Source organism: Bacillus sp. FSL M7-1345, assembly GCF_038006985.1.
Classification (GTDB): domain Bacteria; phylum Bacillota; class Bacilli; order Bacillales; family Bacillaceae_G; genus Bacillus_A; species Bacillus_A cereus_U.
In genome coordinates this window covers 4,601,982-4,628,958 of sequence record NZ_JBBOWG010000001.1, presented here as the reverse complement: position 1 = coordinate 4,628,958, position 26,977 = coordinate 4,601,982, and the positions used below count along the sequence as shown (strand labels likewise).

Genomic DNA, 26,977 nt, shown 5'->3' with positions numbered 1-26,977 from the left:
TTACACTTTATGAAAGCTGTAAAAAATCATTGGGAGATGATTAAAGTTTCACTTTATACATCCCCCATCTTTCGGATACACTAAATAATATAAGGGTTTAAAGGAGGTATTTCTGCTTGGAAGAAATCATGCAAGAACATATTGATAAGTTGTTATTATTTATGAGGGAAGAAGCGTATAAACCGTTAACGATACAAGAATTAGAAGCTGCATTTGGAATCGAAGGCTCTGAGGGCTTTAAAGATTTCGTAAAGGCACTTGTAATGATGGAAGAGAAGGGGCTTGTTATCCGCACACGTAGTAACCGCTACGGTCTTCCAGAAAAAATGAATTTAGTACGCGGTAAATTAATTGGGCACGCACGTGGTTTTGCGTTCGTCGTTCCAGAAGAGAAGAAAACAGGAGATGATGATCTTTTCATCCCGCCTACAGAATTAAATGGCGCACTTCATGGTGATACAGTATTAGCACGTGTTAGCGCGCAATCAAGTGGATCACGCCAAGAAGGCGCGATTGTTCGTATTTTAGAGCGTGGAACGAAGGAACTAGTTGGTACATATACAGAGTCAAAGAACTTTGGATTTGTTATACCTGATAATAAACGCTGGACAAGTGACATTTTTATCTTGAAAAGTGCATCTATGGGCGCTGTAGAAGGCCATAAAGTAGTTGTGAAAATTACGGGCTACCCAGAGAACCGTTTAAGCGCAGAAGGTGAAGTTATTCAAATTCTAGGTCATAAAAATGACCCAGGAGTAGATATTTTATCTGTCATTCATAAACATCATTTACCTTTAGCATTTCCTGAAGAAGTGATGGAACATGCAAACAGTGTACCAGAAACGATTTCAGAAGAAGATATAAAAGATCGCCGTGATTTACGTGATCAAATGATTGTTACAATTGATGGTGCGGATGCGAAAGACTTAGATGACGCTGTTACAGTAACGAAGCTTGAGAACGGTAACCATAAGCTTGGCGTTCATATTGCGGATGTAAGTCATTACGTTCAAGAAGGTTCTCCAATTGATGTTGAAGCAGCGGAGAGAGCAACGAGTGTATATCTTGTAGACCGTGTAATTCCGATGATTCCGCATCGTTTATCAAACGGTATTTGTTCATTAAATCCGAAAGTAGACCGTCTGACACTATCTTGTGAAATGGAAATCAACAATCTAGGTGATGTTGTAAAGCATGAGATTTTCCAAAGTGTAATTAAAACGACAGAGCGTATGACGTATGCTGACGTAAGAAGCATTTTAGAAGATGAAGACGAAGCGCTAATTGAACGTTACGAGCCGCTAGTACCAATGTTTAAAGAAATGGGGCAGTTAGCACAAATTTTACGTGAAAAACGTATGCGCCGCGGTGCGATTGACTTTGACTTTAAAGAAGCGAAAGTACTAGTAGATGAAGAAGGAAAACCGACTGATGTTGTAATGCGTGATCGTTCTGTATCAGAGAAGTTAATTGAAGAGTTTATGCTTGTTGCGAACGAAACAGTAGCAGAGCACTTCCACTGGATGAACGTACCGTTTATGTACCGTGTCCATGAAGATCCGAAAGAAGATAAGCTTGAGCGTTTCTTCGAGTTTGTAACAAACTTCGGATATGCAGTAAAAGGACGTGCGAACGAAATACATCCTCGTGCGCTGCAACAAATTCTTGAAATGGTTCAAGGTCAGCCAGAAGAAGTAGTCATTTCAACAGTTATGCTTCGTTCTATGAAGCAAGCACGTTACGATTCGGACAGCTTAGGACATTTCGGTTTATCAACTGAGTTCTACACGCATTTCACATCGCCAATTCGTCGTTACCCAGATACGATTGTTCATAGATTGATTCGTGAATACATCATTAATGGTAAAGTAGACAACGAAACGCAAGCGAAATGGCGTGAAAACTTACCTGAGATTGCAGAGCACTCTTCTAATATGGAACGCCGCGCTGTTGAAGCAGAACGTGAAACAGACGAAATGAAAAAAGCAGAGTATATGGTTGATAAGATCGGTGAAGAGTATGACGGTATGATTAGCTCTGTAACAAACTTCGGTTTATTCGTAGAGCTTCCAAATACAATTGAAGGTCTTGTACACGTTAGCTATTTAACAGATGATTACTACCGTTATGACGAAAAACATTTTGCGATGATTGGAGAACGTACAGGTAACGTATTCCGCATCGGTGACGAAATTACAATTCGTGTTATTAACGTAAATAAAGACGAGCGAGCAATCGACTTTGAAATCGTTGGCATGAAAGGCACACCTCGTCGCAAGTTCAAAGATCGTCCAGTTGTGATTGAACAGCCAAGAACAGGCAGAAAGAAACGCGGTGGACGTAGCGAGCGTAGTAATGAGCGCGGTGGCGAACGCGGCACAGGAAGAAAGTTTGATCGTGGTGGCCAAGGAAAAGGAAAAGCATCAGCATCCACATCCGCTAGTCAGCCAGGGAAAAAAGATAGTAATAGTAATGGTAATAGTAATAGTAATGGCAAGAAGAAAAAAGGATTCTTTGAAAATGTACCAGGATTCAAGAAGAAAAAGAAAAAGCGCAAGTAAGAAAAGAGTGGCTTCGCCTCGCATTATGAGCGAGCCACTTTCGCTTTTTGTTTAATCTAGCTACAGTGGCTAGAGTGTTCGGTGGCTTCGCTTCTTCCCAGGAGGCAAAGAACGCCTCAAGGTCAGAAGCTCCATCCACCTCACATTCTGAGCGAGCCACTTTCGCTTTTTGTTTACATTTGTTACAATGGTAAAAATAGAGGAGGGACGTTATATGCCAAAAGGTACAGGTAAGGTTATTGCGCAAAATAAAAAGGCATTTCATGATTATTTCATCGAAGAAACATACGAAGTAGGGCTTGTCCTTCAAGGAACGGAAATTAAGTCGATTCGCGCTGGACGCGTGAACTTGAAAGATGCGTTTGCACGTATACATAACGGTGAAGTATGGGTTCATAATATGCATATTAATACATATGAACAAGGGAATCGTTTCAATCACGATCCGCTACGTACAAGGAAGTTACTTCTTCATAAAAAAGAAATTGATAAGCTAGCAGGTTACGCAAAAGAAACAGGATATGCATTAGTTCCAGTTAGAATCTATTTGAAAAATGGATTTGCGAAAATGGCACTTGGTTTAGCAAAAGGTAAGAAGCAATATGATAAGCGTCACGATTTAAAAGAGAAAGAAGCTAAACGTGAAATTGCACGCGTGTTCCGTGATCGTCAAAAGATGTAATACAGATATTTACATTTGTAAAACGGCGCGCGTATGATATAATAACTTATGTAAGATTGTTGCACATTGAAAAACAGCTCTTAGTAGCTATCACGATATTTCTTCGTATGCTCCATTTTTATCATGGGGACGTTACGGATTCGACAGGGATAGTTCGAGCTTAGGTTGCGAGTCGAGGGGATCGGCCTCGTTAAAACGTCAAAGCCTATAATTGGCAAACAAAACAATCTTTCTTTAGCTGCTTAATTGCACTAAAGGTTCCTCCCTCCATCGTCCATGTGGTAGGGTAAGGGACTCAAACTAAGTGGACTACGCCGGAGTTCGCCGTCTGAGGGCGAAGGAAGAGAACAATCAGACTAGCAACTTGGAAGCCTGTCGATAGGCCGAAGAGTTCGCGAAATGCTAATATATCGACTACACTCGTAGAAGCTTAAGTGCCGATATTTTTGGACGTGGGTTCGACTCCCACCGTCTCCACCAATACATATTTGGTGGTTTTTTATTTTGTATGATATGAACCATAACTTTGCCAGATTGGCGGGGTTATGGTTCTTTTTGTTTTGTGGTTTTATAAAATGCTTAAGTTGATGGGGATGGGGCGGTACCCCTGAAACAGAAAGTGAAGAAATAGTTATTGATGATAAGCAGGTAGATACTATAGCTGCCCCTTAATGATTAAATAACATTTATTTAAATCTTCATATATTTTGTGTTTTTATCCATATCTATTGTAAGATTGTATAGAGTTATCCTAATAAACTGTTATAATGGCTTGTTTTAGGAATTTAATATTTATAAATCTTAAATTATTTTTTTGGGATAATTTTTTATCTAACTAAGTTATATTGAAGTAGAGGTGAACCATCGGTGAAGCAGGTGTTGGTAATTAAGAATGAACGGTCTTTTGCAAAGAAAATCGTAAGCGGTCTAACGCAAGAAGGCTATTTCATTTTAAAACTTCACAATGAAAACCAAGGTTTAAATATAATATATGAACAAGATTGGGATATTATCATATTGGATTGGGATTCATTAAGTATATCGGGACCAGAAATTTGCAGACAAATACGACTTGTTAAAACGACACCGATCATTATTGTGACCGACAATATTTCTAGCAAGGATTGCATAGCAGGGCTACAAGCAGGAGCAGATGATTATATAAGAAAACCATTTGTGAAAGAAGAATTAGTAGCAAGGGTTCAAGCTATTTTAAGGAGAAGTGACTGTATCCAGCAAAATGAGACAAACTTTTTTCAGTTTAAAGATCTCTTTGTTGATGCATCTAGCAATATTGTGAAAAAAGGTGGTAAAAATCTCTCGCTTACTAAGCGCGAGTATGATTTACTTGTATTTTTAATCAAGAATAAAAATACAATATTGAGCCGTGAAATGCTTTTGAATCAGGTTTGGGGATTTAACGTAGTAGTAAATCCAAATGTAGTAGACTTATATATTGGGTATGTAAGAAAAAAGTTAAAGTGCGAGAAGAAAGACAGGTATATTCAAACGATACATGGCAGGGGCTATTCAATGGTTGAATGATAAAAATAAGATAATAGGTAAAGTACAGTTTGTCATAATAAACAATATCTAGCATAATAGAAAAAACGAGTAAAACTGCTTCATTCAGTTTTACTCGTTTTTTCTATTAAATCTGATAATCAAATAGTTTCTGAGAAATATTAAAAGACGGAAACTATAAAAAGAATATTGCTACCAGGCAATGGATTATGAAAAAATTAGCTATTAATGGTCATTTTTTTTGCAGTAGGAATCATGGTTTATAAGGTGCCCAATCTATTGATTAGTACGTGTGGGGGATGACTCTGGTGCGCATTAGATGAGACTGTATCTAATTTATGTTTAATTTTATTAACTCGCACCATTCACAAGATTTTCACATAATTAATGACTATACTTATTAACAGGATGTTCAAATGAAAATGATTATCAATAGCGATTTAGATGCATAAAGGTTACTATCTAATTTAATCTATGGACGTTATCATTTTCGAACTAAATTACATTATAAGGAGTATACGTATGAAAAAAACTATGCTTTTAAAATTAGTAAGTATTCTAGCAATTTTCACTTTAATGTTAGTAGCTTGCTCAGATTCAAGTAAGGAAACTTCGAAAGCTAATAAAGGTGATAGTAGTGATAAGCCAAAAACGGTTGAAATCACTGATGCACATGGAACTGTTAAAGTCCCTGTAAATCCAAAAAATGTAGTTGCTTTGGATAATAGAACTTTTGAAACTTTAGCTGATTGGGGAATTAAATTAGCGGCTGCTCCAAAGGATGTAATGCCTGCAGATTCAGCATATGTAAAGGATAGCAAAGTTCAAAATATTGGAAATCACCGCGAACCAAATCTTGAAATTATAGCAGCTGCAAACCCTGAACTTGTAATCGTTGGTCAAAGATTTGCTGGCCATTACGAAGAAATCAAAAAATTAGTGCCAAATGCAGCTGTTATTGATCTTAATGTTGATGTTTCTGAGAAATCTACTACGCCTGGGAAAAATTTAGTAGATGGACTTAAAAGTTCTACAATTACTTTAGGAAAAATCTTTGATAAAGATAAAGAAGCTAAACAATTAGTAGCTGATTTTGATAAATCTATTGAAACTGCAAAATCTGCTTATAATGGAAAAGATAAAGTTATGAGTGTTATTGTTACTGGTGGGAATATTGGTTTTGCTGCTCCTCACTCTGGTCGCGTTTGGGGACCAATGTATGAGATTTTCGGTTGGACTCCAGCACTAGAAGTGTCTAATTCTACTGCAGGTCATAAAGGTGATGACGTTTCTGTTGAAGCTATTGCACAAACAAATCCTGATTGGCTTTTCGTATTAGATCGTGATGCTGCAACATCTGATGCTGCTACTTCAGCTCCTGCTAAAGATGTTATTTCTAAATCACCTGCTCTTCAAAACACAACTGCTGTTTCTAAAAAACAGGTTGTTTATGCACCAGAAGATACTTACACAAATGAATCAATTCAGACTTACATAGAGTTATTTGGTAATATTGCAAAAACTTTAGCTAAGTAGTGTAAAGGAGTACGAAACAGTGTCAAAAAATATAATTTCTAGGGTTGAGAATACTTCTCAACCCCAGTTTTATAATCACAATAAATTATGGACAAAACCTTTTATAATAGCGATTATAGTTGTTATAATTTTAGGGATTATATCACTGTTTACTGGAGTTTATGATATACGCGGACAAGAGGACGGAATGGAGATGTTTTTCATAACTCGTGTTCCGAGAACAGTTGCATTAATGCTTACTGGTGCTGCAATGGCGATGGCAGGACTCGTAATGCAACTCATTACACAGAATCGTTTTGTTGAACCTACTACAACGGGGACTATTGAATGGTCAGGCTTAGGCCTGCTTTTTGTATATTTATTATTCCCTGCCCCGACTTTAGTTCAAAGAATGACTGGTGCAATCATTTTTTCTTTTATAGGAACTATGATTTTCTTTTTATTTTTAAGAAGAGTTAAACTTCGTTCGTCTTTAATTGTCCCGATTATTGGATTGATGCTTGGAGCAGTTATTTCTGCAGTGTCTACTTTTTTGGGACTCCTTTTTCAAATGACGCAAAGTATTGAAACTTGGTTTGTAGGTTCATTTGCTAACGTTCAGGTTGGAAGATATGAATATTTATGGCTGATTGTTATCATTACTTTGCTTATTTTTATGTATGCTAATAGATTGACTTTAGCTGGACTAGGAGAAGATGTCGCAACAAGCCTTGGAGTTAATTACAATAGAATTGTTCTTTTTGGGACTGGCCTTATCTCTGTTGCAGTTGGAATTGTTGCAGCTGTTATTGGACACTTACCTTTCTTGGGATTAATTGTTCCAAATATTGTTTCAATGTTTAGAGGTGATGATCTTAGGAGTAATTTACCTTGGGTGTGCGTGATCGGAATGGGGACAATAACTGCCTGTGACATCATTTCTCGAACAATTATAAAGCCTTTTGAAGTACCTGTTTCTTTAATACTTGCAACAGTGGGAGCAGTCGTGTTTATTACTATTTTATTGAGGCAAAGAAAACCAAGGAGGCTACGATGATCACATTAGAATATAAAAATAAAGAAAATGTCGAAATCGATTCTAGCCTTCATAATGAAAATAGATCAGCTAGTGCTTTTCGTTCTAAGAAGGAAGCAAGACGTTATTGGATTTTACTGATAACATTGATTGCTTTAGGTCTTCTTTCTTCATATGGACTTTTAGTTTATAACAATCCAGTTCCGATAGATTCACCTTCTTTTATCCCAGTTGTTAAGAGAAGGATAGTAGCTATTGTTGCTATGATTATTGCTGCAGTTTGTCATAGTTTGTCGACAGTTGCTTTCCAATCTATTACGAATAATAAAATTATTACTCCTTCGCTTTTAGGTTTCGAATCACTTTATTCAGCAATTCAAACGAGTACAATATTCTTCTTTGGTGCTAGTGCATTGATAAATTTTAGTGGAATTGGATCATTTTTATTTCAAGTTGTTGTTATGGTCTTCATGAGTTTGATACTTTATGGATGGTTACTTTCCGGTAAATACGGGAATTTACAACTTATGCTTTTAGTTGGAATTATTATTGGTACCGGGCTAAATTCTGTGTCAACTTTCATGAGAAAACTACTTGCGCCTTCAGAGTTTGATATTTTACAAGCAAGGTTATTTGGTTCTGTTAATCATGCAGATCCTGCATATTTTCCTATTGTAATTCCTATGGTCATAATTGTAGCAGTATTAATTTTGGCTCATTCTAAGAATTTGAATGTTTTGTCACTAGGAAAGGATGTTGCTACTTCTTTTGGGGTTAAATATCAACCTAGTGTAATTTATACGCTTGTATTAGTAGCTATTTTAATGTCCATCTCAACAGCTCTAATTGGGCCACTTACTTTCTACGGCTTTTTAGTAGCAACTTTGAGTTATCAGGCGGCGTCAACTTATGATCATAGATATATTTTTCCAATGGCTTTTGCTATAGGATTTTTGATAATGACGAGTGCATACTTTTTAATGTATCATGTATTCCATGCTCAAGGTGTAGTTTCAGTTATTATTGAATTATTTGGTGGAATCATATTCTTAACTATAGTTTTAAGGAAGAGGGCTTTATGATAAAAATTGATAATGTTAAAAAGTTCTATACTGATAAGGTAAAAATAGGACCTTTGGATATTGAAATACCAAAAGCGGGCTTTACTTCTTTAATTGGACCAAATGGCGCTGGAAAGTCCACGACACTTTTGATGATTGGAAGACTCTTAGATATAGATGAAGGTCAAATTCAGGTAGCAAACATGGATGTTTCTGAATCCAAATCAAAAGACTTAGCAAAAATTTTGACTATATTGCGACAAGAAAATCATTTTGTAACTAGGCTTACTATTAGACAACTAGTTGGATTTGGGCGCTTTCCTTATTCAAAGGGAAGATTAACTAAAGAAGATGAAGTTATTATTTCTAAATATATCGATTTTTTGCATTTAACTAGTTTAGAGAATAGATATTTAGATGAGCTTTCTGGTGGTCAAAGACAAAGGGCATATGTAGCGATGGTATTGTGCCAAGAGACTGAATATGTACTTTTAGACGAGCCTCTGAACAACCTTGATGTTGCTCGTTCTGTTCAAATGATGGAGCATTTGAGACGTGCGGCTAATGAATTTGGAAGAACAATTTTGACTGTTATGCATGACATAAATTTTGCGGCCAAATATTCTGATAAAATTTGTGCTATGAAAGATGGACAAATTGCTGCTTTTGGAACAGTAGAAGAGGTTATGGACCCGGAAATTTTGACAGATATTTTTGAAACAAAAATAGAAATTATCAAGGGTCCTTATGGGCCAATCGCTGTTTATTAGTTACAAAATGTGAAAAATGAGTATGTCAAAAAATACTGTAGCTTGTGTAAATCATGCCTGCTACTCTAGTTGAAGTTGCTGTCTGTATTTTATAGGCAGCAGCTTTTTTTAATGCGGTTGCCCATGATAACTCTTAATATTTCTGGCTGCTCGTAACAGTCCTACATGTATTTCATTACTTCCGGTCCTGCGATGCTTCCAACAATAAACTTGTAAATTACTCATGAAATGCAAAGGAACGCTTCGCATTTTCAAGTATTTACCAAACGAAAAATTTATCTCTGTATAACTTTTTATAAGAATTCAGCTTGTTTTTTTTGTATGTAATATTGCATATAAGAGTGTATTGATAAAAGTGTAAGGGGTCACTATAATGAGGGCATAAAGATAAATCACATTTTCGTAGCAATAAAAAGGAGGAAATAATATGGAAATCGCAATGGCAGTTTTGAAATTTGTAGGTGGCGTAATCCCGTTAATTCAAGAACTTTTGAAAGCATTTATGTAGGTTTATTAGTTAGCTATCATTTATCAATCATTATCATATCTTACTAAAAAAAGAACGGGGTGATTTTTCTGAATATTAAGAAAAACACTAAAAGAAGAAAGTTCCTTGCGTGTTTATTAGTTAGTCTATGCACTATTAATTATTCATCTATTTCCTTCGCAGAAACACAAGCAGGTAATACAACTGATGTAACCAAAAATGCTAGTGGCATTGATACTGGTATAGCAAATCTTAAATATAATAATCAAGGGGTTTTAGCTGTAAATGGTGATAAAGTAGAGAGTTTTGTTCCGAAAGAAAGTATCAATTCAAATGGTAAATTTGTAGTAGTGGAACGCGAGAAAAAATCACTTACAACTTCACCAGTCGATATTTCGATTATTGATTCTGTGGCGAATCGTACGTATCCAGGAGCGGTACAACTTGCAAATAAAGCTTTTGCAGACAATCAACCTAGTTTATTAGTGGCTAAGAGAAAGCCTTTAAATATTAGTATAGACTTACCTGGCATGAGAAAAGAAAATACAATTACTGTCCAGAATCCGACATATGGTAATGTGGCTGGAGCAGTAGATGATTTAGTATCTACTTGGAATGAAAAGTATTCTAAAACACATACGTTACCCGCAAGAATGCAGTATACAGAATCTATGGTTTATAGTAAATCACAAATCGCAAGTGCCCTTAACGTTAACGCCAAATATCTTGATAACAGTCTAAACATTGATTTTAATGCGGTTGCAAATGGAGAGAAAAAAGTGATGGTAGCGGCATATAAGCAAATATTTTATACCGTAAGTGCTGAACTACCTAACAATCCATCCGATCTTTTTGATAATAGTGTTACTTTTGGTGAGTTAACTCGTAAAGGTGTAAGTAATTCGGCTCCACCTGTTATGGTCTCAAATGTAGCTTATGGTAGAACTGTTTATGTAAAATTAGAAACAACATCTAAGAGCAAAGATGTACAAGCTGCTTTTAAAGCCTTACTTAAGAATAACAGCGTCGAAACGAATGGACAGTACAAAGATATTTTTGAAGAAAGTACCTTTACTGCTGTAGTATTAGGCGGAGATGCGAAAGAGCATAACAAGGTTGTTACTAAAGATTTCAATGAAATCCGAAATATCATTAAAGATAATGCTGAATTAAGTCTTAAAAATCCAGCATACCCAATTTCATATACAAGTACTTTTTTAAAAGATAATGCAACTGCTGCTGTTCATAACAATACAGATTATATCGAGACGACAACTACAGAATATTCAAGTGCTAAAATGACACTGGATCATTACGGTGCTTACGTTGCGCAATTTGATGTATCTTGGGATGAATTCACATTTGATCAAAATGGTAAAGAAGTACTAACACATAAAACATGGGATGGTAGCGGCAAAGACAAAACGGCTCATTACTCTACAGTTATCCCTCTTCCACCAAATTCAAAAAATATAAAAATCGTAGCAAGAGAATGTACTGGTCTTGCATGGGAATGGTGGAGAACAATTATTAATGAACAAAATGTTCCATTAACAAATGAAATAAAAGTTTCAATTGGAGGAACAACATTATACCCAACTGCTAGTATTAGTCATTAGGTATAAAAAGGCGCCCTGTAAGCAGGGCGCTTTTTTACTTAGTCACAAATTTTACTCTTTCCAAAACTGTTCCAATAGAATGACAAGCATGGTACCCACAAGTAATCCATTACTTAAAACATATTGTAAGGAAGAAGGAATTCCGCTAAACGCACTTTCTGGAAGAAACATTATTCCCAAACTGATTAATAATGAAATTCCTAATATAGTTAATCGGCGTTGATTTAATTCTTCACGTAAAATGGATTGAAATGAAATGCCTATTACTTGGACAAATGTTGCTAAAAGTGCGGCATTAGCAATAGGACCTGGTAGCAAGGATATAAAGTTTACAATTGAAGGAATAAAAGAAATTCCTGCTAATATAAGACTTGCTATAAGGAACGACTTCACTTTTCTTTGTCCTGTTAGTTGAATGAATCCTGCTGATGCAGGTAATGGTACAATTCCAATTGTAGAAAACAACGACGAGATAATATGCGATATACCTCCGGCCCACACGCCGCGGTTCAGTATTTGCTTTTCATTTTCTTTAGATAACGGAGCCACTTGTTTTACAGCCGAAATAGCAGCGATTGTATTTGCAACTAAAAGAAATGTAAATAAAGTTGCAGTTAGAGCCATTCCAATATCTAATCTAGGTGTGCCCCAAGAAAATAGCTCTGGTAACTTAACTAACGGTGTGTGTGAAGGCATATGAGATGATTTTCCTAATACAGCATACAAAAGCCAACCACATGAAATTCCAAGTAACACAGCGTAACTTTTCATCCATCCGTTCCCTTTAATTGATAAGAAAGTAATAAGGGCAAAAACAAAGAGCGCAATAGCAGCCGTTGTATAATCAGGATGAGTTACAGCTCCTTGTAATCCCATCATTCCTTTTAGTAACACACCACTAAGCTGAAGAGATAATATTAAAAGAAAAGTTCCTGTAACCAAGGGTGTAAATAAACGTAGAATTCGATGAACAAGCCCTGTTATACCAAGGACGAAGAGTAATATACCTGCAATAATTAATCCGCCTTCTAAAAGTTGTAATACATCCTTTGCACTTTGTCCCTGATGCATAGCGACTTGTCCCAATATGACAAATATACTTACCCATGAACCGGCTGGCCCATCCGCTATGGGATAGCGATGCCCAAACCATGCTTGTATAAATGAACTTACTCCTACAACTAAAAAAGTTCGTTGCATTAATGTTGAGATATCTTCTATTGATAAATGGAATATGCCACCAATAATGATAGGCAATGCAATTGCATTTGCTAATAAAAACACAAACCACTGTAGAATACTAAAGCTCGTATCGACGTATTTTTTATTCATATTATTCTCCCTTGTATAAAAAGAATCTCATAGTAAAAATCCATCCTTTCTACACAGCTAGATTAAAAAGGATGGATTTTGTAAATCTATAAAATTACTTTAATTATATAGATGGATTTTTAATTAATTACCATGTACGGAACGGTAAGAATTTCCCGTTAAGTGTAATCACGATACGAGGGTCGCCACCTTTTGGATCTTCTTGTGTGTCCACACCTAGATTGAAGTTAATTGCACTCATTACACCTTCGCCAGCTTTTTCTAGGATTAATTCTCTAAGAGTTGGTGCGTATTGTAACATCATTTCATATAATCGATATAAGATTGGGTCAGTAGGAGGCATTTGCATTACTTGACCTCTAAGTGGAACTACTGTTAATGCTTGAACTACTTCTTCATCTAATTCTAATAGTTTACCGATTTTTTCTGCTTCTGGACGTGTCATTGTAGCTTGTCCTAATAACGCTGTTACAACCCAAGTCTCAGAGTTTTCACTTACTTTTGAAATTTCTTCCCATGTTAAACCTTTTGCAATTTTTGCTTCCATAATTTTTTGCGTAGCTTCTTGTCTATTCATATCTAATAACTTCCCTTCATTTAAGTAATAATTAATTTTTCATACCATTTAATGCTTTATATCCATCAACTATTAAATCTAATTTACCTGTGTGAGGATCAATAACTAAACCATGTACAGGAACATCTTTTGGAATAAGTGGATGATTTCTTACTAAATCAACATTAGCTTGAGTTGAACCGTTGACATCATCGAATCCAAATAACCATTTTTCAAGGTCAACACCAGCATATTCAATCGCTGATAAAATTTCTGGTGAAGCTACTCCACGATCTAATATTTTTTGAAGTGTTCCTTTTGGATTAGTTTGGCTCGCACCACATCTTTGGTGTCCGATAAGGAAGATTTCATCTGCATTTAGATCATATACTGATGCGACAACACTTTGCATAACACTATCGAAAGCAGAAGCAATTTTACCACCTGCATTTCTGATAACTTTTGCATCACCATCGTGTATATCTAAAGCTTTTGGAAGTAGCTCAATTAAACGAGCGTCCATGCAAGAAACAACAACCATACGTTTTTTAGGCATTTTTGTCGCTTCACGAGGAGCGTATTCTTTATTTTCTACAAATTGTTCATTGAACGATAGAATATCTTGTAATAACATATTTGTAACCTCCTTTAAATCTAGATGTATTTTTTTGTTGCGTCCTCTGTGTTATAAGTAAATATAACTGATAAACAATGTGATGTAAGAGGATAAACTAAGTATAGTGAATTGTATCGACAAGCAGAATAAGTTGGCGAAACACTTTCTGGCTTTCTACTTTCACGATGAAAGGATTGGTTTATATCATTGATCAAACAGATTTTGAGATACTGAAATTATTAGGAGAAAACTCAAGAATACAATGGAAAGAACTTGGTCAAAAAATACATATGACGGGGCAGGCTGTAGGAAATCGAATTCGAAGATTAGAGGATTTAGGGATTATTGAACAATATACAATCGCAATAAACCGAATCAAATTAGGACAAATAGTGACTGCATTTGTTACTTTGTTTGTAACAACAGTTAATCATCAAGAGTTTATGAATTTCTTTCAAGGAGAAGAAGGAATTTCTGAAGTGCATCGTATAAGTGGTGAGGGATGTTATTTATTAAAAACACATTTTGCTTCTAATGAAGAATTGGATAACTTTCTGGGGCGACTATTAAAGTACGGGAATTATCGTGTTAACCTATCGATAGGAAAGTTAAAATAAGATTTCTTTTTTTGAGGTTATAGTAACATTATTTGCTAATCCCTATTTGTATAGAGATAATAAAGTCGTTTGATTTTTATCCCGCATTAACGGGCGAGTTAAAACGATTGGTCACTGGTATTACGCAAAAAATGCTTACTGAGCAATTGAAAGAGCTTGAAAAAGATGGGCTTGTGTCTAGAAAAGTATACAATCAAGTACCACCGAAAGTTGGGTATTCTCTTACGAAACAGGGACAATCATTAAAAGAAGTTTTAAAAGTACTTTGCGATTGGGGAAGCGACTATATTAAGCAAAGATATCCTAATGGTGAAGTGCTAGTGAAAGAGGACGATCATATTTGATTTAACACTCCTATAATTGTAAGTTTGTTATAATGAACAAGTACTTACACGAAAGGGAGTCTATAGTGAAAATGAAATCATTTAATATTGATCATTATATAGCTAGTGTTTTGCAGTGGATATTAAATATAGCGTTAATCATATTATCAATTGTCTTATCTATCTTTTTAATTAACGAGACGATTACTTTTATTCAATACATATTTTCAGCGAAGAAATACACACCGTATAAATTAGTTGAAAGCATCATTGTCTACTTCTTATACTTCGAGTTTATCGCATTAATTATTAAGTATTTTAAATCGAATTATCATTTTCCATTACGGTATTTTATTTATATCGGGATTACGGCTTTAATTCGATTAATTATCGTGTCTCACGATGAACCGATGGAGACGTTGTTATATGCAGGGTCTATTCTTGTTTTAGTCATTGCTTTATACATATCCAATATGAGGGATTTGAAGAAAGAGTAGTAGTGCAGACTTTTGTTTGCACTATTTTTACATCTTGACCTTCAAGTTACTTGAAAGTTTACAATGTAAGTAGGACGTTTGAAATCTAAAAAAAATGAGAAATTAAGTGAAGAGGTTATTTTACTTGGAGGTTATAGAAATGAGTAAGGAATTAAAATTACGTCCTTTAGAACGGGAAGATTTAAAGTTTGTACACGAACTTAATAATAATGCACATATTATGTCGTATTGGTTTGAAGAACCGTATGAGGCATTTGTGGAGCTGCAGGATTTATATGATAAACATATACATGATCAAAGTGAGCGCCGATTTATCGTTGAGAAAGATAATGAGATGGTTGGATTGGTCGAATTAGTAGAAATCGATTATATTCACCGTAGAACTGAATTCCAAATTATTATTGATCCGAGTTACCAAGGTTACGGTTATGCAGCTGATGCAACGCGTTTAGCAATGGATTACGCTTTTTCCGTATTAAATATGCATAAAATATATTTAGTTGTCGATAAAGAGAATGAAAAAGCTGTACACGTTTATAAAAAGGTCGGATTTATAGTAGAAGGTGAGTTGCAAGATGAGTTCTTCGTTGATGGCAACTACCATAATGCGATAAGAATGTGTATGTTCCAAAAAGAATATTTTAGAGTAAAAAGACTATAGACAATGATTGTCTTGATATTATCCCCTTTAAGTAGACAGTGTAAAAAGACCATGCACATACATGGATGTTACACTATTACTTGGAGGGGATTTTTCATGACTAAAAAAGGTTCAATATTTATTACATATTCAGAAGAATTAAAGTTAGCGGCTGTTCAAAGTTATTTAAACGGAGAAGGAAGTTACAATATGATAAAGGAAAAATATCAGATTAGAAGCTCTACACAACTAAAAAATTGGGTGAAAAAATATAAAGAATTTGGTGAAATTACAGATACTCGTGGAAAAAATGGTGGAATGAAAGGTATATCAAATCCTCTAAAAGGCAAACGCGTTCATTTTAAGACGATTGAAGAGGAACGTGACTACTATAAGGCACAGGTTGAATATTTAAAAAAGCAGTATCCGAATCTGTAAATGGAGGTGCACTAAAATATACGGTGAGGTATCATATCATTGAATCATTAAAGGGGAAATATCCAGTTATATGGCTTACGAAATTTGCGGGTGTACATCGTTCAAGTTACTATAAGTGGATTCATACAAAAAGTATGAAAAACATGCGACTAGAATCCGAGAAACGATTAAAAAAAGTAATACAATCTATTCACGTAAGGCACAAGGAATATGGTTATCCACGTATGAAAATCGCTTTACAGGAAGAGGGATATTTTATAAATCACAAAAAAGTATATCGCTTAATGAGCGAGCTCAACATTCAATCTATTATTCGAAAGAAGCGTCGCTTCTTTAAAGGGAACTATTCCAATGTTTTTCCGAATGTTTTAAACCGTGAATTCAAAGATCGCCAACAAAATGAAGCGCTTGTTACAGATATTACTTACCTACGATTCCAAGAGGGATTTCGGTATCTTTCTGTTGTACAAGATATTTATAATAACGAAGTTGTTTCTTGGAAAATATCCAAGCGCAACGATAATGAACTTGTATTAGATACAATTGAAATGTTGGCACAAAAAAGAGATGTGCGTGGAACCATTCTCCATTCAGATCAGGGATTCCAGTACACATCTCACGCCTACAACAAACGACTTTTAGGTTTAGGTATCATTGGCAGCCACTCTCGCAAAGGAAACTGCCATGATAATGCCTGTATTGAGTCATTTTTCTCCCATTTTAAATCGGAAATGTTGTATTTGAATCATTTTAAAACAGAAGCAGATTTAATACAAGCAATTGAAGAGTATATTTATTTTTATAACTATAAACGGTTCCAAAAACGACTCAACCACCGAGCTCCGATAGAATATCGAATCTCGATGGCTGCTTAGTCTTTTTAATATTGTCTACTTGACAGGGATAAGACCAGTCTATAGTCTTTTTTATTATTAAAACAACAACTATTTATCGTGAAACAATAAATAGTTGTTGACCTATAATGCAGTGGGGCTTATTATGAGGATAGCAAAAGGAATGCGGAAAAATTAATTGTGAAATTAAAGGAGAATATATTATGAAAAATAAATTTTTATTAGCTATCGTACTAATATCGTTAGGAGTTACCTGTTTATTAATGCACGGTACAACTAGTAAAGTGGCGGATAATGGGCTTCTTGTAGAACCTTTCTTTTTCCTAGTACCAGTAAGCTACCTATTGTTCTTTAGTGGTATTGGTGTGTTGCTATTTGGATTTATCACTTCAAAGTTGAAAAAACAGCAATAGATAAATGCTGTTAGTTCAGGAGGGGATTTTTGTGAAACAAAAAGAATTGTCATTATGGTTAAAGTTAATTATCATTCTTTGCGGATGTTTTGGTTTATTGTTCTGCATATATATTGGGCCAGAAACGGGAAGAGCGGTATTGTTAGTTTCAGAAAATTTGAAGGGACTATATAAGCCATTCGTACTGTTCATTTGGATCACAGGAATTCCATTTTTTAGCGCTTTATTTTTAGGATGGAAAATATGTTCAGATATTGCCTCACACAAAGCCTTTACTGTAAAAAATGCGAATCGATTAAAGAGGATTAGTATTTTATCTATGACTGAAGGTGTTTTATATATCGGAGCATTACTATATATTTTTGTAGCTGGAAGTTATCATACGAGCGTTTTAGTTATTCTGTTACTTATTTTATTCTTCTCGGTCGTTATATCTATTTTTACTTCCTTACTTTCTCATTTAATTAGAAAAGCAAGTGAAATAAAAGATGATAATGACTTAACGATTTGAGGTGCTCTGTTATGACGATTGTAGTAAATCTCGATGTAATGTTAGCGAAAAGAAAAATGAGTGTGACAGAGCTATCTGAGAAATTAGGAATTACAATGGCGAATGTCTCGATATTAAAAAATGGAAAAGCAAAAGCAATTAAATTCTCAACTTTAGAGAAGATATGTGAAGCTTTAGAGTGTCAGCCAGGTGACATTTTAGAGTATAAAAAGGAGGAGTTATGATGAAGAAAAAGTATTTATTGGCGTCTAGTCCGATATTTTTAGGCGTGTTATGTATACTTATGTTTAATATAATTGGTTCCGAAGTGAAGCCAGATGGAACTGTAGTCGAACCATTTTTCTTAATTCCATTAGCTTATTTATTTGTTTTTACTGGAATTATTGTGATCTTATTCGTGGCTGTTTTCTCGATGTTTCGAAAAAAGCAAGCGCGATAAAACACTTACTATGAAATAGAGACATATGATATGGAAGAAAAATAAAAAGTGAGCTGAATAATGATGAACCATTATTTTCACCTTGGAAGACAAGTAGGGCCAGCTATTACATTGGCCGGGGCACAGATGACAGTTCAGGCAGTGCATCAGGCTATTCAAATGCAACAACAAGCACAGGTAGCGCAAATGATGCAGAGTCAGTATATGCCGTATTCACAGCTTCCTGTGCAAATTGTACATTATGATGTGTATCCAGCTGGTTTATTTTCAATTCCGTATGGCGGGACATACTTTTTATGAAAGAAAGCGACCGGTAAAAGAGTCGCTTTTTTATATGCCACCTAACTTCATCCCGAGGAATGCGAAGATGATACCAATCATATAAGTCGCGCTTAAATATAAAAATAGTATGCCAAATTTTTTGCGGTTGAAAAGCTGAACGGATTCTAATTTAAACGTTGAAAATGTAGTGAAGGCGCCCATAAACCCTGTGCCTAATAATAATTGCCAACTTGTAGTTATCCCTTTGCCAATTATATATCCGAGTAAAAATGCTCCCGTTATATTAATGAGGAATGTAGCAATCGGAAATGAAGTTTTGTTTCTTTCTTTAAACCAATTACTAATTGCAAATCGTGTAATGGCACCGAAGAATCCTCCTGTTGCTACTAATAAAGCGTTAATCATGATATTTCACCTTCCTCAAGGTGTTTTTGTAGTAAAAAATCTCCAAGTTTATAGCCAAGCCCAGACATAATTAGACCACCTAGCATACTGCATGATACATATGAAAATGCGATACTAAAATGTGAATGATTGATTAACTGTACAGTTTCTACACTGAATGTTGAAAACGTTGTAAATGAACCGATAAATCCGGTTCCAATCCCGGTAATAACTTCGGAGGGTAAGATGTTTAACCGAGCGATATAGGTGGTTAGCAAAGCAAGTAAGAAACAACCAATTAAGTTAATCGTTAATGTAGCGAGTGGTAATGAATGATGCCAAAGCGTATCGATAGTAAAACCTAAATAATAACGGGAAAGAGCTCCTAATATACCAGCTATGCCAACAATAATATATTTCAACTTCTTCACCTCTCTAATAGTGTACTCAAAAAAAATAGACCCCTACCAGTAGCCATACTGGTAGGAGTCATTAGCTAATTCGCATTTACGGCGAACTCCATCGCCTATAAGTTCTATTTATCCCGCTATTTGCGGGCAGTAAAGCTCCCACCTCAAAATTCAGCTGGAGCAAAGAAGTTAGGTGGGAGTCGGGCTGCCTGTAAATGCCCGATTGGTGAAGGTTAATAATCAGTGGGGGATGAACAAAACCCCCACTGATTAAAGTTTCACTTTATAGTGTACTAAATATTATTTTGGATTACCAATAAATATGTTAACGAAAAGTAGGATCGGTATATTCTTTGAAGTTGCAATTTCTCTGTTGTGGATTGTAATTGCTTTACAGTCTTGTCTTCTGAAATGTTATGATTGAATTTCAAGACAATTGCAGTGAGGGGTACAACGATTATTTGTTAGCTAAATATAATGATATGAAGTTTTCTTTATGGTAAAATATTTCTTGTGTCTTTAATCTATCTTCATTTAACTGAAAATACAGAAAATAAAATGTTATTTTACAAAAAAGGGGTCATGTGTTTTGAAGAAATTTTTAAAAATAGTATTAATATTTATTTTAATAGTAGCTGGTATTCTAGGTGGTTTTCTAGCGTATATGACACTTACAAAAGAACAACCAGCGAATGTTTTAGACGTAAAGGTTGAAAATAACAAAGAGCGTGTACTGCAGCAAGGAAATGACTTTAAAGTTACAACATTTAATATTGGATATGCTGGATTAGATAAGGATCAAGACTTCTTTATGGACGGTGGAAAGGGTTCTGGTTCGAGTAGTAAAGAACAGACTGAAGTGAACTTGAAAAATATGCTTTCATTTTTACAAAATGAGAATAGCGATTTTACGTTATTGCAAGAAGTTGATATAAAATCCCACCGATCATTTGATGTAAATGAACATGAGCTTTTGAAAAAAGGATTACCTGATTATGCTTCTTCATTTGGGAAGAACTACGATACTAAGTGGGTTCCTGTCCCAGTCACAAAACCGCTGGGATATGCTGAGGGCGGATTAAGTACATTTTCTAAATATACAGTTCAAACAGCAACGCGGTTCCAACTACCAGGAATGGAGCCTTGGCCGAAGCGTTTATTCGATTTAGATCGAGCGATTGTTGAACATAAAATCCCTGTTAATAATGGAAAGTATGTTAGGCTCGTAAATGTACATTTATCTGCTTATGATGAGGGCGGAAAAATTAGAAAACAACAAGCAGAGTATTTAAAAGAATATATGAACAAGTGGTATCAAAATGGTGATTACGTCATATTAGGCGGAGATTGGAACCAGTTACTTTCTAATGTCCAATTAAGCGATCCTAAGTTTGTAAAGGAGCGTCCTGAATGGCTAGTAGAGTTACCAAAGGACTTTGCGGACGGAGGATTTCAATGGGCTGTAGATCCATCTGTTATGACGGTAAGGGATGATGTGAAGAAATATGTGGAAGATGAAAACTTTGTCACTATTATTGATGGATTTATGGTTTCACCGAATGTTGAAATTGTAAATGTACAAGGGAAAGACTTAAAGTTTGAAAATAGTGATCATAACCCAGTTAGTGCGGTATTTAAATTGAAATAATTGGTACGTATAAGTGTAGAAAGTAATATCTTAAAGGCTGTCACATGCGGTTAATTAGCAAGTGGAGTCGTTAAAGAATATTTTAGACAAACAATTTCACTTTAAAAGAGCGCAAATGATGTGCTCTTTTGCATTTAAACGACCACTTGGTAGGAATTTAATTGCTTTTCTCCGCGTTTTCTGCCAAGCTTAAGGAGAAAAATACTTCGAAGAAAGAAATATATAGGTGACGCATATGATTGAAGTTAAGACTTCTGAACTTAGTGATGGAGAATTTAATAGAGGTGTATTTGCAACTCGTGATATTAAAAAGGGTGAGTTGATGCATTCAGCACCAGTTATCTCTTATCCGAATGAACAGCATGAACACATTGAGAAAACGTTACTTGCTGACTACGCATTTGAGTATGGGGTAAATCATACGGCATTCCTTTTAGGATACGGCATGTTATTTAATCATTCATATAAGCCGAATGCAACGTATGATATTGTCTTTGAGAATCATACGTTTAACTTCTTTGCTTACAAAGATATAAAAGCGGGCGAAGAGATTCTAATCAATTATAATGGTGAAGTTGATGATGATGAGCTATTATGGTTTGATAAGGAAAAAGAAGAGAACGAAAAATAATTTAAAGAGTATAGAAAGGGCACATTCTGTGGGATGCGCTCTTTTTTTATTGTTGAAAATAAAGTAAAAATTACAAAAAAATACCACTTTTCTTTCGTATGGTATAGTAAGATATTGAAGGGTATTGCTTTGAAAAACCTATATATTTTACAAATTGTTGTCTATATGGTTACATGTCAAGTTTAGTAGCCCATTTGGGTTGCTTTATTATGCGATATATATTTTAATATGAGTGGAACCTCTTATAATTTAAGAGGTTTATAGGTGTGCTTTATGTACACTTTATCCACCACTTGGGCTTTTTATTTGTAGCGCATTGTTATGTGGGGATATTATGGGCCCGTGGATAGCGGGATAAAAAGATTATAGAAATAGAGGAATCGTAAAATGAATATGCACGAGGTTTATAAATATTTAAGTACAGTATTGCCTGAAGGTCATGTGAAGCAAGATGAAATGTTAAAGAATCATACGCATATTAAAGTTGGCGGAAAAGCAGATGTGTTCGTTGCGCCTACAAATTATGTTGAAATTCAAGAAGTTATCAAGTATGCGAATCAACACAATATTCCAGTTACGTTTTTAGGAAACGGTTCGAATGTCATTATTAAAGACGGTGGTCTTCGCGGGATTACAGTAAGTTTAATTCATATTACAGGTGTTACTGTAACGGGGACAACGATTGTTGCGGGGTGTGGTGCAGCGATTATTGATGTGTCACGAATTGCATTGGATCACAATTTAACAGGACTTGAGTTTGCTTGTGGTATTCCAGGTTCAGTTGGTGGAGCGTTATATATGAATGCTGGTGCATATGGCGGTGAAGTAGCTTATGTATTAACAGAAGCAGTTGTAATGGCAGGTGATGGAGAGCTATGCACTTTAACGAAAGATGCATTTGAATTTGGATATCGTAAGAGTGTATTTGCGAACAATCATTACATTATCCTTGAAGCGAAGTTTGAACTTGAAGAAGGTGTGCGTGAAGAAATCAAAGAAAAAATGGATGATTTAACGTTTAAGCGTGAATCAAAACAACCGTTAGAGTATCCTTCATGTGGTAGTGTATTTAAGCGTCCACCAAATAATTTTGCGGGTAAGCTTATTCAAGAATCAGGACTGCAGGGTAAGCGAATTGGCGGAGTGGAAGTTTCTTTAAAACACGCTGGATTTATGGTGAATGTTGATAACGGAACTGCGCAAGATTATATTGATTTAATTCATTTCGTACAAAAGACAGTTGAAGAAAAATTCGGTGTGAAATTAGAGCGAGAAGTAAGGATTATTGGAGAAGATCTACAGTAACCTTTGAAGAAAAAAACGTATTAAAGTATGAATTATTTCGGAATAACATTTGGATATTGTTGACAATTTGTTTTCAATTCAATATAATGGCTAATAATTTAACAAATAAAATATACGTTGAAAGAGCCCAGTAGCAGTTTGTCACTGTTATCAAAGAGAGCTAGGGGTTGGTGGAACCTAGCACAAACAAACTTGTGAATTACACTCTGGAGTATCTTAGGTAATGCTAAGCGGAATAGCAATCGATATTATTGCTAAGAGTGGTATGAATAGCTATGCTATTTATGCAAACTGGGTGGTAACACGGTGAATAATCGTCCCTATGTCTATCGTAGACATAGGGACTTTTTGTTTTTAAAAAATAAAGGGGATGACAAAAGATGAATATTATTGATGAATTAGAATGGCGCGGTGCTGTGAATCAACAGACAGATGAAGAAGGTTTACGTAAGTTAGTAGAAGAGAAAAAGATTTCACTATACTGCGGAGTGGATCCGACTGGCGATAGTATGCATATCGGACATTTGATTCCTTTTATGATGATGAAGAGATTCCAATTAGCTGGCCATCATCCTGTTATTTTAATCGGCGGGGCAACAGGAACAATTGGTGATCCGAGTGGTCGTCAATCAGAGCGCCAATTGCAAACGTTAGAAGTAGTCCAGCATAATGTAGATGCGTTAACAGCGCAAATGAAAAAGCTATTTGATTTCGGCGGGAATAGCGAAGTGAAGATGGTAAATAACTATGACTGGACACATAAAATAAACATTATCGAGTTTTTACGTGATTACGGAAAAAACTTTAGCATAAATAGCATGTTAGCAAAAGATATTGTCGCAAGTCGTTTAGATACAGGAATTTCATTTACAGAGTTCACGTACCAAATTTTGCAAGCAATGGACTTCCATCATTTATACAAAGAAGAAGATGTTCAATTACAAATCGGTGGTAGTGATCAATGGGGAAATATTACGAGCGGTTTAGATTTAATTCGTAAATTAGAAGGTCATGAGGCGAAAGTATTCGGATTAACGATTCCATTATTATTAAAATCAGATGGTACGAAGTTTGGTAAATCAGCAGGTGGTGCTATTTGGCTTGATCCGGAAAAGACAACAGCGTTTGAATTTTACCAGTTCTGGGTGAATACAGATGACCGTGATGTAATTAAATACTTGAAATACTTTACGTTCTTAACGAAAGAGAGAATTGATGAATTAGCAGCGAAGGTAGAAACAGAGCCTCATAAACGTGAAGCGCAAAAAGTATTAGCAGAAGAAATGACGAAATTCGTTCATGGAGAAGAGGCATTTTTGCAGGCTGTGAAAATTACAGCTGCGTTATTTAGCGGAGATATTAAATCGTTAACAGCTGATGAAATTGAACAAGGATTTAAAGAGATGCCGACATTTGAGTCTTCAAAAGAGACGAAAAACATTGTAGAGTGGTTAGTTGATTTAGGAATTGAACCTTCTAGACGTCAAGCGCGTGAAGATATTAATAATGGGGCTATATCTATGAATGGTGAAAAAGTAACGGATGTAGGCACTGATGTTACTGTAGAAAATTCATTTGATGGAAGATTTATTATTATTCGCAAAGGGAAGAAGAACTACAGCTTAGTGGAATTAGGAGAATAGTTCTTGTGAAAGAGTGGAAGTAGGGAAGATATCTACTTCCGCTCTTTTCATATACACAATTTCGACATAAAAAAGTCAGTATATTTTGATAATTAAAGAGGGTTATATTATTCTTTTGCCGAATAAATAAGTTAGAGAAAATTACGGATAAAAATAGCCCGAACCATGCAGGGCATGATTCGGGCTTATATTCAGATTAGTAAGCTAAGCTGAATAGACCTTTAATGTGTGATAAGTAACGAACGTTACTTGCTTCTTTCATTAATGATGCTGGTAAACCTTTAAGTGGAGTATTGCTTGCTCCGATTGTAGCAACAGCATCTTTACGTCCTAGACTAGCAAGTGTTCCAGAGTTAATAGGTGCGAACTCTTCGAATGCTTTGCCTTCTAGTGCTGCGTATAAGTTGTATCCAATTAACTCACCCATTTGCCAAGCGATTTGTGCAGTTGGTGGGTATGGACGACCGTCTGCAGCGAAGACAACAGCGCTATCTCCAGCAACGAATACGTCTTTGTGAGAAGTAGATTGTAGGTGCGCATCAACTGTTGCACGACCGCGGTTTACTTCAAGACCTGATTCACCAATTAATGGGTTACCTTGTACGCCGCCTGTCCAAACGAATGTGTTAGCAACGATTTTTTGACCGTCTTTTAAGTCGATTTCATTACCAGCAACGTTTGTTACAGGAAGACCTGTTAAGAATGTAACACCGCGTGCTTCTAAGCTAGCAGTTGCACGTTCGATTAAGTGGTCTGGTAATACTGGAAGGATTTTCGGACCTGCTTCAACAAGAAGAAGTTTAACTTCTTTTGGATTTACGCCGTGGCTTTTTGCAAGTTTAGGCATAATGTCAGCAAGCTCACCAACTAGCTCAACGCCAGTTAATCCGCCACCACCGATTACGATTGTAGCATCAGCTTCGTTTTTCGTTTTCGCGTATTCACGAATACGGTCTTCAACGTGTTTGTAGATTTTGTTTGCATCAGCAGCAGATTTTAATACCATGCTGTTTTCTTCTAGTCCTGGAATACCGAAGTAAGCAGTTTTACTTCCTAAAGCAACTACAAGTGCATCGTAAGATAGCGTAGTGCCACCAGCTAGTTTGATTTCTTTGCTATCAACTGAGAATGACTCAACTGTTGCAATTTTAAGATCGATGTCTTTACCTTTGAAAAGCTTTGTAAGTGGCATTGCAATTGCTTGCTCAGCAACGTTACCAGCTGCAAGGCGGTGTAGTTCAGTGATGATTTGGTGTGTTGGATATTGGTTGATCACTGTAACTTGTGCTTCTGATTTGCTGTAGTATTTACGTACGTTTAAAGCGGCAAGAAGACCGCCATAACCAGCGCCTAAGATGACAATTTGTTTTGACATAGTATGTTATCCCCCGTCTTTACTAATTGTTGTTATAAGTTAAATTATTTATTATTACGTTCTGCACTAACTTGAAGGTATGCGTTCACAAAGCGGAACATTTTTTGTGCTTGTGGGTCTTTTAGTAATTTTAATAGACCGAACAGGCCGATAACTTCGTTGCTTTCGTCAGCACGATCTTTCGCTTCGATAGCAGTTGCAGCCATGCTTTTCACTGTATCTTTTACAGGTTCTACAAGTTCTTGGATTGCACTAACAGTGTCGTTTTTTAATACTTCATCAGTAGCAACAGTTTGAGCGAAGTCATAAGACTTAGTTAAAATGTTAACAAGCTCAGTTAATTTTGGAAGCTGTTCTACTAGTGTTGTTAATGATTCTTGTACCTCAGGTTTTAACAACTGATCAAGTACATCAAGTTGTCCTTGGCTAGCAGAAATTTGTACAGTTTCTTGTTCTGGCTTTGTTTGAGTCATAGTTTCTGGCATCTCCAATTCTCCTTTACGATAGCAATACTCTTATTTTTGATAGGCAAGATAGTAAACGGTTATGAAACTTTATACAAAGTTTCACAAAACACAATAAAATGCCTTTAAATTTATGACAGCAAGTAGGCTGAAAACATAAATTTAAAACCATAACGTCTTACCTATTATTTATGAACTGTCCGATACATGGCTTGTCCGCATAATGGAAAGTTCCCTTATCGGAAAGTGTATATAATATATATCCTATATTATATACTATATACACGTATGTTAACATAAAAATGATTCCTAATTATTTGATATTGAGCCCATAACCTAGTAAT

The 26,977-nt window shown here is 35.5% G+C and carries 30 protein-coding genes, 1 other RNA gene, 1 riboswitch and 1 other annotated feature; of the genes, 24 read left to right on the top strand and 7 right to left on the bottom strand.

Going from position 1 to position 26,977, the window contains the following annotated elements; translation table 11 throughout:
- The first annotated feature begins 128 nt into the window (after positions 1-128).
- The 9 genes from rnr (at position 129) to alo (ending at position 11,255) form a co-directional block, all read left to right on the top strand.
- Positions 129-2,561, top strand: a complete 2,433-nt coding sequence (rnr, locus tag MHB76_RS24320; protein ID WP_439823122.1) for a ribonuclease R — start codon at positions 129-131, stop codon at positions 2,559-2,561.
- Between the two features lie 214 nt (positions 2,562-2,775).
- Positions 2,776-3,243, top strand: a complete 468-nt coding sequence (gene smpB / locus MHB76_RS24315; protein ID WP_002034685.1) for an SsrA-binding protein — start codon at positions 2,776-2,778, stop codon at positions 3,241-3,243.
- A 125-nt stretch (positions 3,244-3,368) separates the two neighbouring features.
- Positions 3,369-3,723, top strand: a transfer-messenger RNA (tmRNA) gene (gene ssrA, locus MHB76_RS24310).
- Positions 3,724-4,110: 387 nt separating this feature from the next.
- Positions 4,111-4,788: a response regulator transcription factor gene (locus tag MHB76_RS24305; RefSeq protein ID WP_078173405.1), complete on the top strand. Its 678-nt coding sequence runs from the start codon at positions 4,111-4,113 to the stop codon at positions 4,786-4,788.
- 501 nt (positions 4,789-5,289) lie between these two features.
- Positions 5,290-6,303, top strand: a complete 1,014-nt coding sequence (locus MHB76_RS24300; protein ID WP_078173406.1) for a siderophore ABC transporter substrate-binding protein — start codon at positions 5,290-5,292, stop codon at positions 6,301-6,303.
- Positions 6,304-6,322: 19 nt separating this feature from the next.
- Positions 6,323-7,339 (top strand): ABC transporter permease, encoded by a 1,017-nt coding sequence (locus tag MHB76_RS24295; RefSeq protein WP_002129872.1) that lies wholly within the window; start codon positions 6,323-6,325, stop codon positions 7,337-7,339.
- Positions 7,336-8,400 (top strand): iron chelate uptake ABC transporter family permease subunit, encoded by a 1,065-nt coding sequence (locus MHB76_RS24290; protein WP_078173407.1) that lies wholly within the window; start codon positions 7,336-7,338, stop codon positions 8,398-8,400. Before MHB76_RS24295 ends, MHB76_RS24290 begins: the two co-directional genes overlap by 4 nt.
- Complete coding sequence (locus tag MHB76_RS24285; RefSeq protein WP_078173408.1) at positions 8,397-9,149, top strand: iron ABC transporter ATP-binding protein; 753 nt, start codon at positions 8,397-8,399, stop codon at positions 9,147-9,149. The genes MHB76_RS24290 and MHB76_RS24285 overlap by 4 nt, the downstream gene beginning before the upstream one ends.
- Before the next feature lie 567 nt (positions 9,150-9,716).
- Positions 9,717-11,255: an anthrolysin O/cereolysin O family cholesterol-dependent cytolysin Alo gene (alo, locus tag MHB76_RS24280; RefSeq protein WP_016106590.1), complete on the top strand. Its 1,539-nt coding sequence runs from the start codon at positions 9,717-9,719 to the stop codon at positions 11,253-11,255.
- Positions 11,256-11,306: 51 nt separating this feature from the next.
- Here alo and MHB76_RS24275 read toward each other — a convergent pair whose 3' ends face one another.
- From MHB76_RS24275 to MHB76_RS24265, 3 genes are all read right to left on the bottom strand, one after another.
- Positions 11,307-12,587 carry a purine/pyrimidine permease gene (locus tag MHB76_RS24275; protein WP_078173409.1) on the bottom strand — a complete coding sequence of 427 codons (1,281 nt, stop codon included), beginning with the start codon at positions 12,585-12,587 and terminating at the stop codon, positions 11,307-11,309.
- A gap of 127 nt (positions 12,588-12,714) precedes the next feature.
- A complete protein-coding gene (gene cynS, locus MHB76_RS24270) occupies positions 12,715-13,164 on the bottom strand; it encodes a cyanase (RefSeq protein WP_001081567.1) in 450 nt (149 codons plus the stop codon).
- Positions 13,165-13,195: 31 nt separating this feature from the next.
- Positions 13,196-13,777 (bottom strand): beta-class carbonic anhydrase, encoded by a 582-nt coding sequence (locus MHB76_RS24265; RefSeq protein ID WP_340987893.1) that lies wholly within the window; start codon positions 13,775-13,777, stop codon positions 13,196-13,198.
- Positions 13,778-13,944: 167 nt separating this feature from the next.
- Here MHB76_RS24265 and MHB76_RS24260 point away from each other — a divergent pair, with 167 nt between their 5' ends.
- From MHB76_RS24260 to MHB76_RS24215, 11 genes are all read left to right on the top strand, one after another.
- The gene (locus tag MHB76_RS24260) at positions 13,945-14,376 is read left to right on the top strand and encodes an Lrp/AsnC family transcriptional regulator (RefSeq protein WP_002159927.1); all 432 of its coding nucleotides are present in this window, start codon (positions 13,945-13,947) and stop codon (positions 14,374-14,376) included.
- Between the two features lie 32 nt (positions 14,377-14,408).
- Positions 14,409-14,720 carry a winged helix-turn-helix transcriptional regulator gene (locus tag MHB76_RS24255; RefSeq protein ID WP_033714903.1) on the top strand — a complete coding sequence of 104 codons (312 nt, stop codon included), beginning with the start codon at positions 14,409-14,411 and terminating at the stop codon, positions 14,718-14,720.
- A 71-nt stretch (positions 14,721-14,791) separates the two neighbouring features.
- Entirely contained in the window at positions 14,792-15,196 is a 405-nt protein-coding gene (psiE, locus tag MHB76_RS24250) for a phosphate-starvation-inducible protein PsiE (RefSeq protein ID WP_002159929.1), read from the top strand.
- 139 nt (positions 15,197-15,335) lie between these two features.
- Positions 15,336-15,857 carry a spermidine N1-acetyltransferase gene (gene speG, locus MHB76_RS24245; protein ID WP_002159930.1) on the top strand — a complete coding sequence of 174 codons (522 nt, stop codon included), beginning with the start codon at positions 15,336-15,338 and terminating at the stop codon, positions 15,855-15,857.
- Between the two features lie 96 nt (positions 15,858-15,953).
- Positions 15,954-16,274: a transposase gene (locus tag MHB76_RS26355; protein WP_016103355.1), complete on the top strand. Its 321-nt coding sequence runs from the start codon at positions 15,954-15,956 to the stop codon at positions 16,272-16,274.
- Between the two features lie 23 nt (positions 16,275-16,297).
- Entirely contained in the window at positions 16,298-17,149 is an 852-nt protein-coding gene (locus MHB76_RS24240) for an IS3 family transposase (RefSeq protein WP_016103639.1), read from the top strand.
- 182 nt (positions 17,150-17,331) lie between these two features.
- Positions 17,332-17,541: a DUF3955 domain-containing protein gene (locus MHB76_RS24235; RefSeq protein ID WP_002159931.1), complete on the top strand. Its 210-nt coding sequence runs from the start codon at positions 17,332-17,334 to the stop codon at positions 17,539-17,541.
- Between the two features lie 31 nt (positions 17,542-17,572).
- Complete coding sequence (locus MHB76_RS24230) at positions 17,573-18,052, top strand: DUF2975 domain-containing protein (protein WP_078173410.1); 480 nt, start codon at positions 17,573-17,575, stop codon at positions 18,050-18,052.
- 11 nt (positions 18,053-18,063) lie between these two features.
- The gene (locus MHB76_RS24225; protein WP_002112778.1) at positions 18,064-18,276 is read left to right on the top strand and encodes a helix-turn-helix domain-containing protein; all 213 of its coding nucleotides are present in this window, start codon (positions 18,064-18,066) and stop codon (positions 18,274-18,276) included.
- Positions 18,276-18,491, top strand: coding sequence for a DUF3955 domain-containing protein (locus MHB76_RS24220; protein ID WP_078173411.1), 216 nt, complete (start codon positions 18,276-18,278; stop codon positions 18,489-18,491). The genes MHB76_RS24225 and MHB76_RS24220 overlap by 1 nt, the downstream gene beginning before the upstream one ends.
- Positions 18,492-18,551: 60 nt before the next feature.
- A complete protein-coding gene (locus tag MHB76_RS24215; protein WP_002159934.1) occupies positions 18,552-18,791 on the top strand; it encodes a DUF3947 family protein in 240 nt (79 codons plus the stop codon).
- A 30-nt stretch (positions 18,792-18,821) separates the two neighbouring features.
- On the opposite strand, the gene crcB (MHB76_RS24210) is transcribed toward MHB76_RS24215, so the two are convergent.
- Both crcB (MHB76_RS24210) and crcB (MHB76_RS24205) read right to left on the bottom strand, forming a co-directional pair.
- Entirely contained in the window at positions 18,822-19,178 is a 357-nt protein-coding gene (gene crcB, locus MHB76_RS24210) for a fluoride efflux transporter CrcB (protein ID WP_016106584.1), read from the bottom strand.
- Positions 19,175-19,579, bottom strand: a complete 405-nt coding sequence (gene crcB, locus MHB76_RS24205; protein ID WP_078173412.1) for a fluoride efflux transporter CrcB — start codon at positions 19,577-19,579, stop codon at positions 19,175-19,177. Before crcB (MHB76_RS24205) ends, crcB (MHB76_RS24210) begins: the two co-directional genes overlap by 4 nt.
- Before the next feature lie 54 nt (positions 19,580-19,633).
- A riboswitch (Fluoride riboswitch) is annotated at positions 19,634-19,693 on the bottom strand.
- 463 nt (positions 19,694-20,156) lie between these two features.
- Here crcB (MHB76_RS24205) and MHB76_RS24200 point away from each other — a divergent pair.
- The 4 genes from MHB76_RS24200 to tyrS all read left to right on the top strand — a co-directional run bounded on the left by MHB76_RS24200 (position 20,157) and on the right by tyrS (position 24,794).
- On the top strand, positions 20,157-21,215 hold the full coding sequence (locus MHB76_RS24200; protein WP_078173413.1) for an endonuclease/exonuclease/phosphatase family protein: 1,059 nt from the start codon (positions 20,157-20,159) through the stop codon (positions 21,213-21,215).
- A gap of 235 nt (positions 21,216-21,450) precedes the next feature.
- Entirely contained in the window at positions 21,451-21,846 is a 396-nt protein-coding gene (locus tag MHB76_RS24195) for an SET domain-containing protein (protein WP_002159938.1), read from the top strand.
- 387 nt (positions 21,847-22,233) lie between these two features.
- The gene (gene murB, locus MHB76_RS24190) at positions 22,234-23,151 is read left to right on the top strand and encodes a UDP-N-acetylmuramate dehydrogenase (protein WP_078173414.1); all 918 of its coding nucleotides are present in this window, start codon (positions 22,234-22,236) and stop codon (positions 23,149-23,151) included.
- Positions 23,152-23,259: 108 nt separating this feature from the next.
- Positions 23,260-23,476, top strand: a binding site (T-box leader).
- A 55-nt stretch (positions 23,477-23,531) separates the two neighbouring features.
- Entirely contained in the window at positions 23,532-24,794 is a 1,263-nt protein-coding gene (gene tyrS, locus MHB76_RS24185) for a tyrosine--tRNA ligase (protein WP_002159940.1), read from the top strand.
- A 196-nt stretch (positions 24,795-24,990) separates the two neighbouring features.
- Here the strand turns inward: tyrS and MHB76_RS24180 are convergent, their stop codons facing one another.
- Together MHB76_RS24180 and MHB76_RS24175 are read right to left on the bottom strand one after the other, a co-directional pair.
- Complete coding sequence (locus MHB76_RS24180) at positions 24,991-26,169, bottom strand: NAD(P)/FAD-dependent oxidoreductase (RefSeq protein ID WP_002112768.1); 1,179 nt, start codon at positions 26,167-26,169, stop codon at positions 24,991-24,993.
- Between the two features lie 44 nt (positions 26,170-26,213).
- Positions 26,214-26,654 carry a DUF1641 domain-containing protein gene (locus MHB76_RS24175; RefSeq protein WP_002159941.1) on the bottom strand — a complete coding sequence of 147 codons (441 nt, stop codon included), beginning with the start codon at positions 26,652-26,654 and terminating at the stop codon, positions 26,214-26,216.
- Between the last annotated feature and the right edge of the window lie 323 nt (positions 26,655-26,977).

Excerpts from the sequence above, each read along its gene's own strand:
- MHB76_RS24215 (WP_002159934.1), top strand. The coding sequence starts at position 18,552 with ATGATGAACCATTATTTTCACCTTGGAAGACAAGTAGGGCCAGCTATT.
- MHB76_RS24175 (WP_002159941.1), bottom strand. The coding sequence starts at position 26,654 with ATGCCAGAAACTATGACTCAAACAAAGCCAGAACAAGAAACTGTACAA.
- crcB (WP_016106584.1), bottom strand. The coding sequence starts at position 19,178 with ATGATTAACGCTTTATTAGTAGCAACAGGAGGATTCTTCGGTGCCATT.
- MHB76_RS24220 (WP_078173411.1), top strand. The coding sequence starts at position 18,276 with ATGAAGAAAAAGTATTTATTGGCGTCTAGTCCGATATTTTTAGGCGTG.
- MHB76_RS24235 (WP_002159931.1), top strand. The coding sequence starts at position 17,332 with ATGAAAAATAAATTTTTATTAGCTATCGTACTAATATCGTTAGGAGTT.
- MHB76_RS24180 (WP_002112768.1), bottom strand. The coding sequence starts at position 26,169 with ATGTCAAAACAAATTGTCATCTTAGGCGCTGGTTATGGCGGTCTTCTT.
- murB (WP_078173414.1), top strand. The coding sequence starts at position 22,234 with ATGAATATGCACGAGGTTTATAAATATTTAAGTACAGTATTGCCTGAA.
- cynS (WP_001081567.1), bottom strand. The coding sequence starts at position 13,164 with ATGAATAGACAAGAAGCTACGCAAAAAATTATGGAAGCAAAAATTGCA.
- MHB76_RS24275 (WP_078173409.1), bottom strand. The coding sequence starts at position 12,587 with ATGAATAAAAAATACGTCGATACGAGCTTTAGTATTCTACAGTGGTTT.
- tyrS (WP_002159940.1), top strand. The coding sequence starts at position 23,532 with ATGAATATTATTGATGAATTAGAATGGCGCGGTGCTGTGAATCAACAG.
- MHB76_RS24300 (WP_078173406.1), top strand. The coding sequence starts at position 5,290 with ATGAAAAAAACTATGCTTTTAAAATTAGTAAGTATTCTAGCAATTTTC.
- MHB76_RS24265 (WP_340987893.1), bottom strand. The coding sequence starts at position 13,777 with ATGTTATTACAAGATATTCTATCGTTCAATGAACAATTTGTAGAAAAT.
- MHB76_RS24285 (WP_078173408.1), top strand. The coding sequence starts at position 8,397 with ATGATAAAAATTGATAATGTTAAAAAGTTCTATACTGATAAGGTAAAA.
- smpB (WP_002034685.1), top strand. The coding sequence starts at position 2,776 with ATGCCAAAAGGTACAGGTAAGGTTATTGCGCAAAATAAAAAGGCATTT.
- MHB76_RS24260 (WP_002159927.1), top strand. The coding sequence starts at position 13,945 with ATGAAAGGATTGGTTTATATCATTGATCAAACAGATTTTGAGATACTG.
- MHB76_RS24195 (WP_002159938.1), top strand. The coding sequence starts at position 21,451 with ATGATTGAAGTTAAGACTTCTGAACTTAGTGATGGAGAATTTAATAGA.
- psiE (WP_002159929.1), top strand. The coding sequence starts at position 14,792 with ATGAAATCATTTAATATTGATCATTATATAGCTAGTGTTTTGCAGTGG.
- MHB76_RS24290 (WP_078173407.1), top strand. The coding sequence starts at position 7,336 with ATGATCACATTAGAATATAAAAATAAAGAAAATGTCGAAATCGATTCT.
- rnr (WP_439823122.1), top strand. The coding sequence starts at position 129 with ATGCAAGAACATATTGATAAGTTGTTATTATTTATGAGGGAAGAAGCG.
- MHB76_RS26355 (WP_016103355.1), top strand. The coding sequence starts at position 15,954 with ATGACTAAAAAAGGTTCAATATTTATTACATATTCAGAAGAATTAAAG.
- speG (WP_002159930.1), top strand. The coding sequence starts at position 15,336 with ATGAGTAAGGAATTAAAATTACGTCCTTTAGAACGGGAAGATTTAAAG.
- MHB76_RS24225 (WP_002112778.1), top strand. The coding sequence starts at position 18,064 with ATGACGATTGTAGTAAATCTCGATGTAATGTTAGCGAAAAGAAAAATG.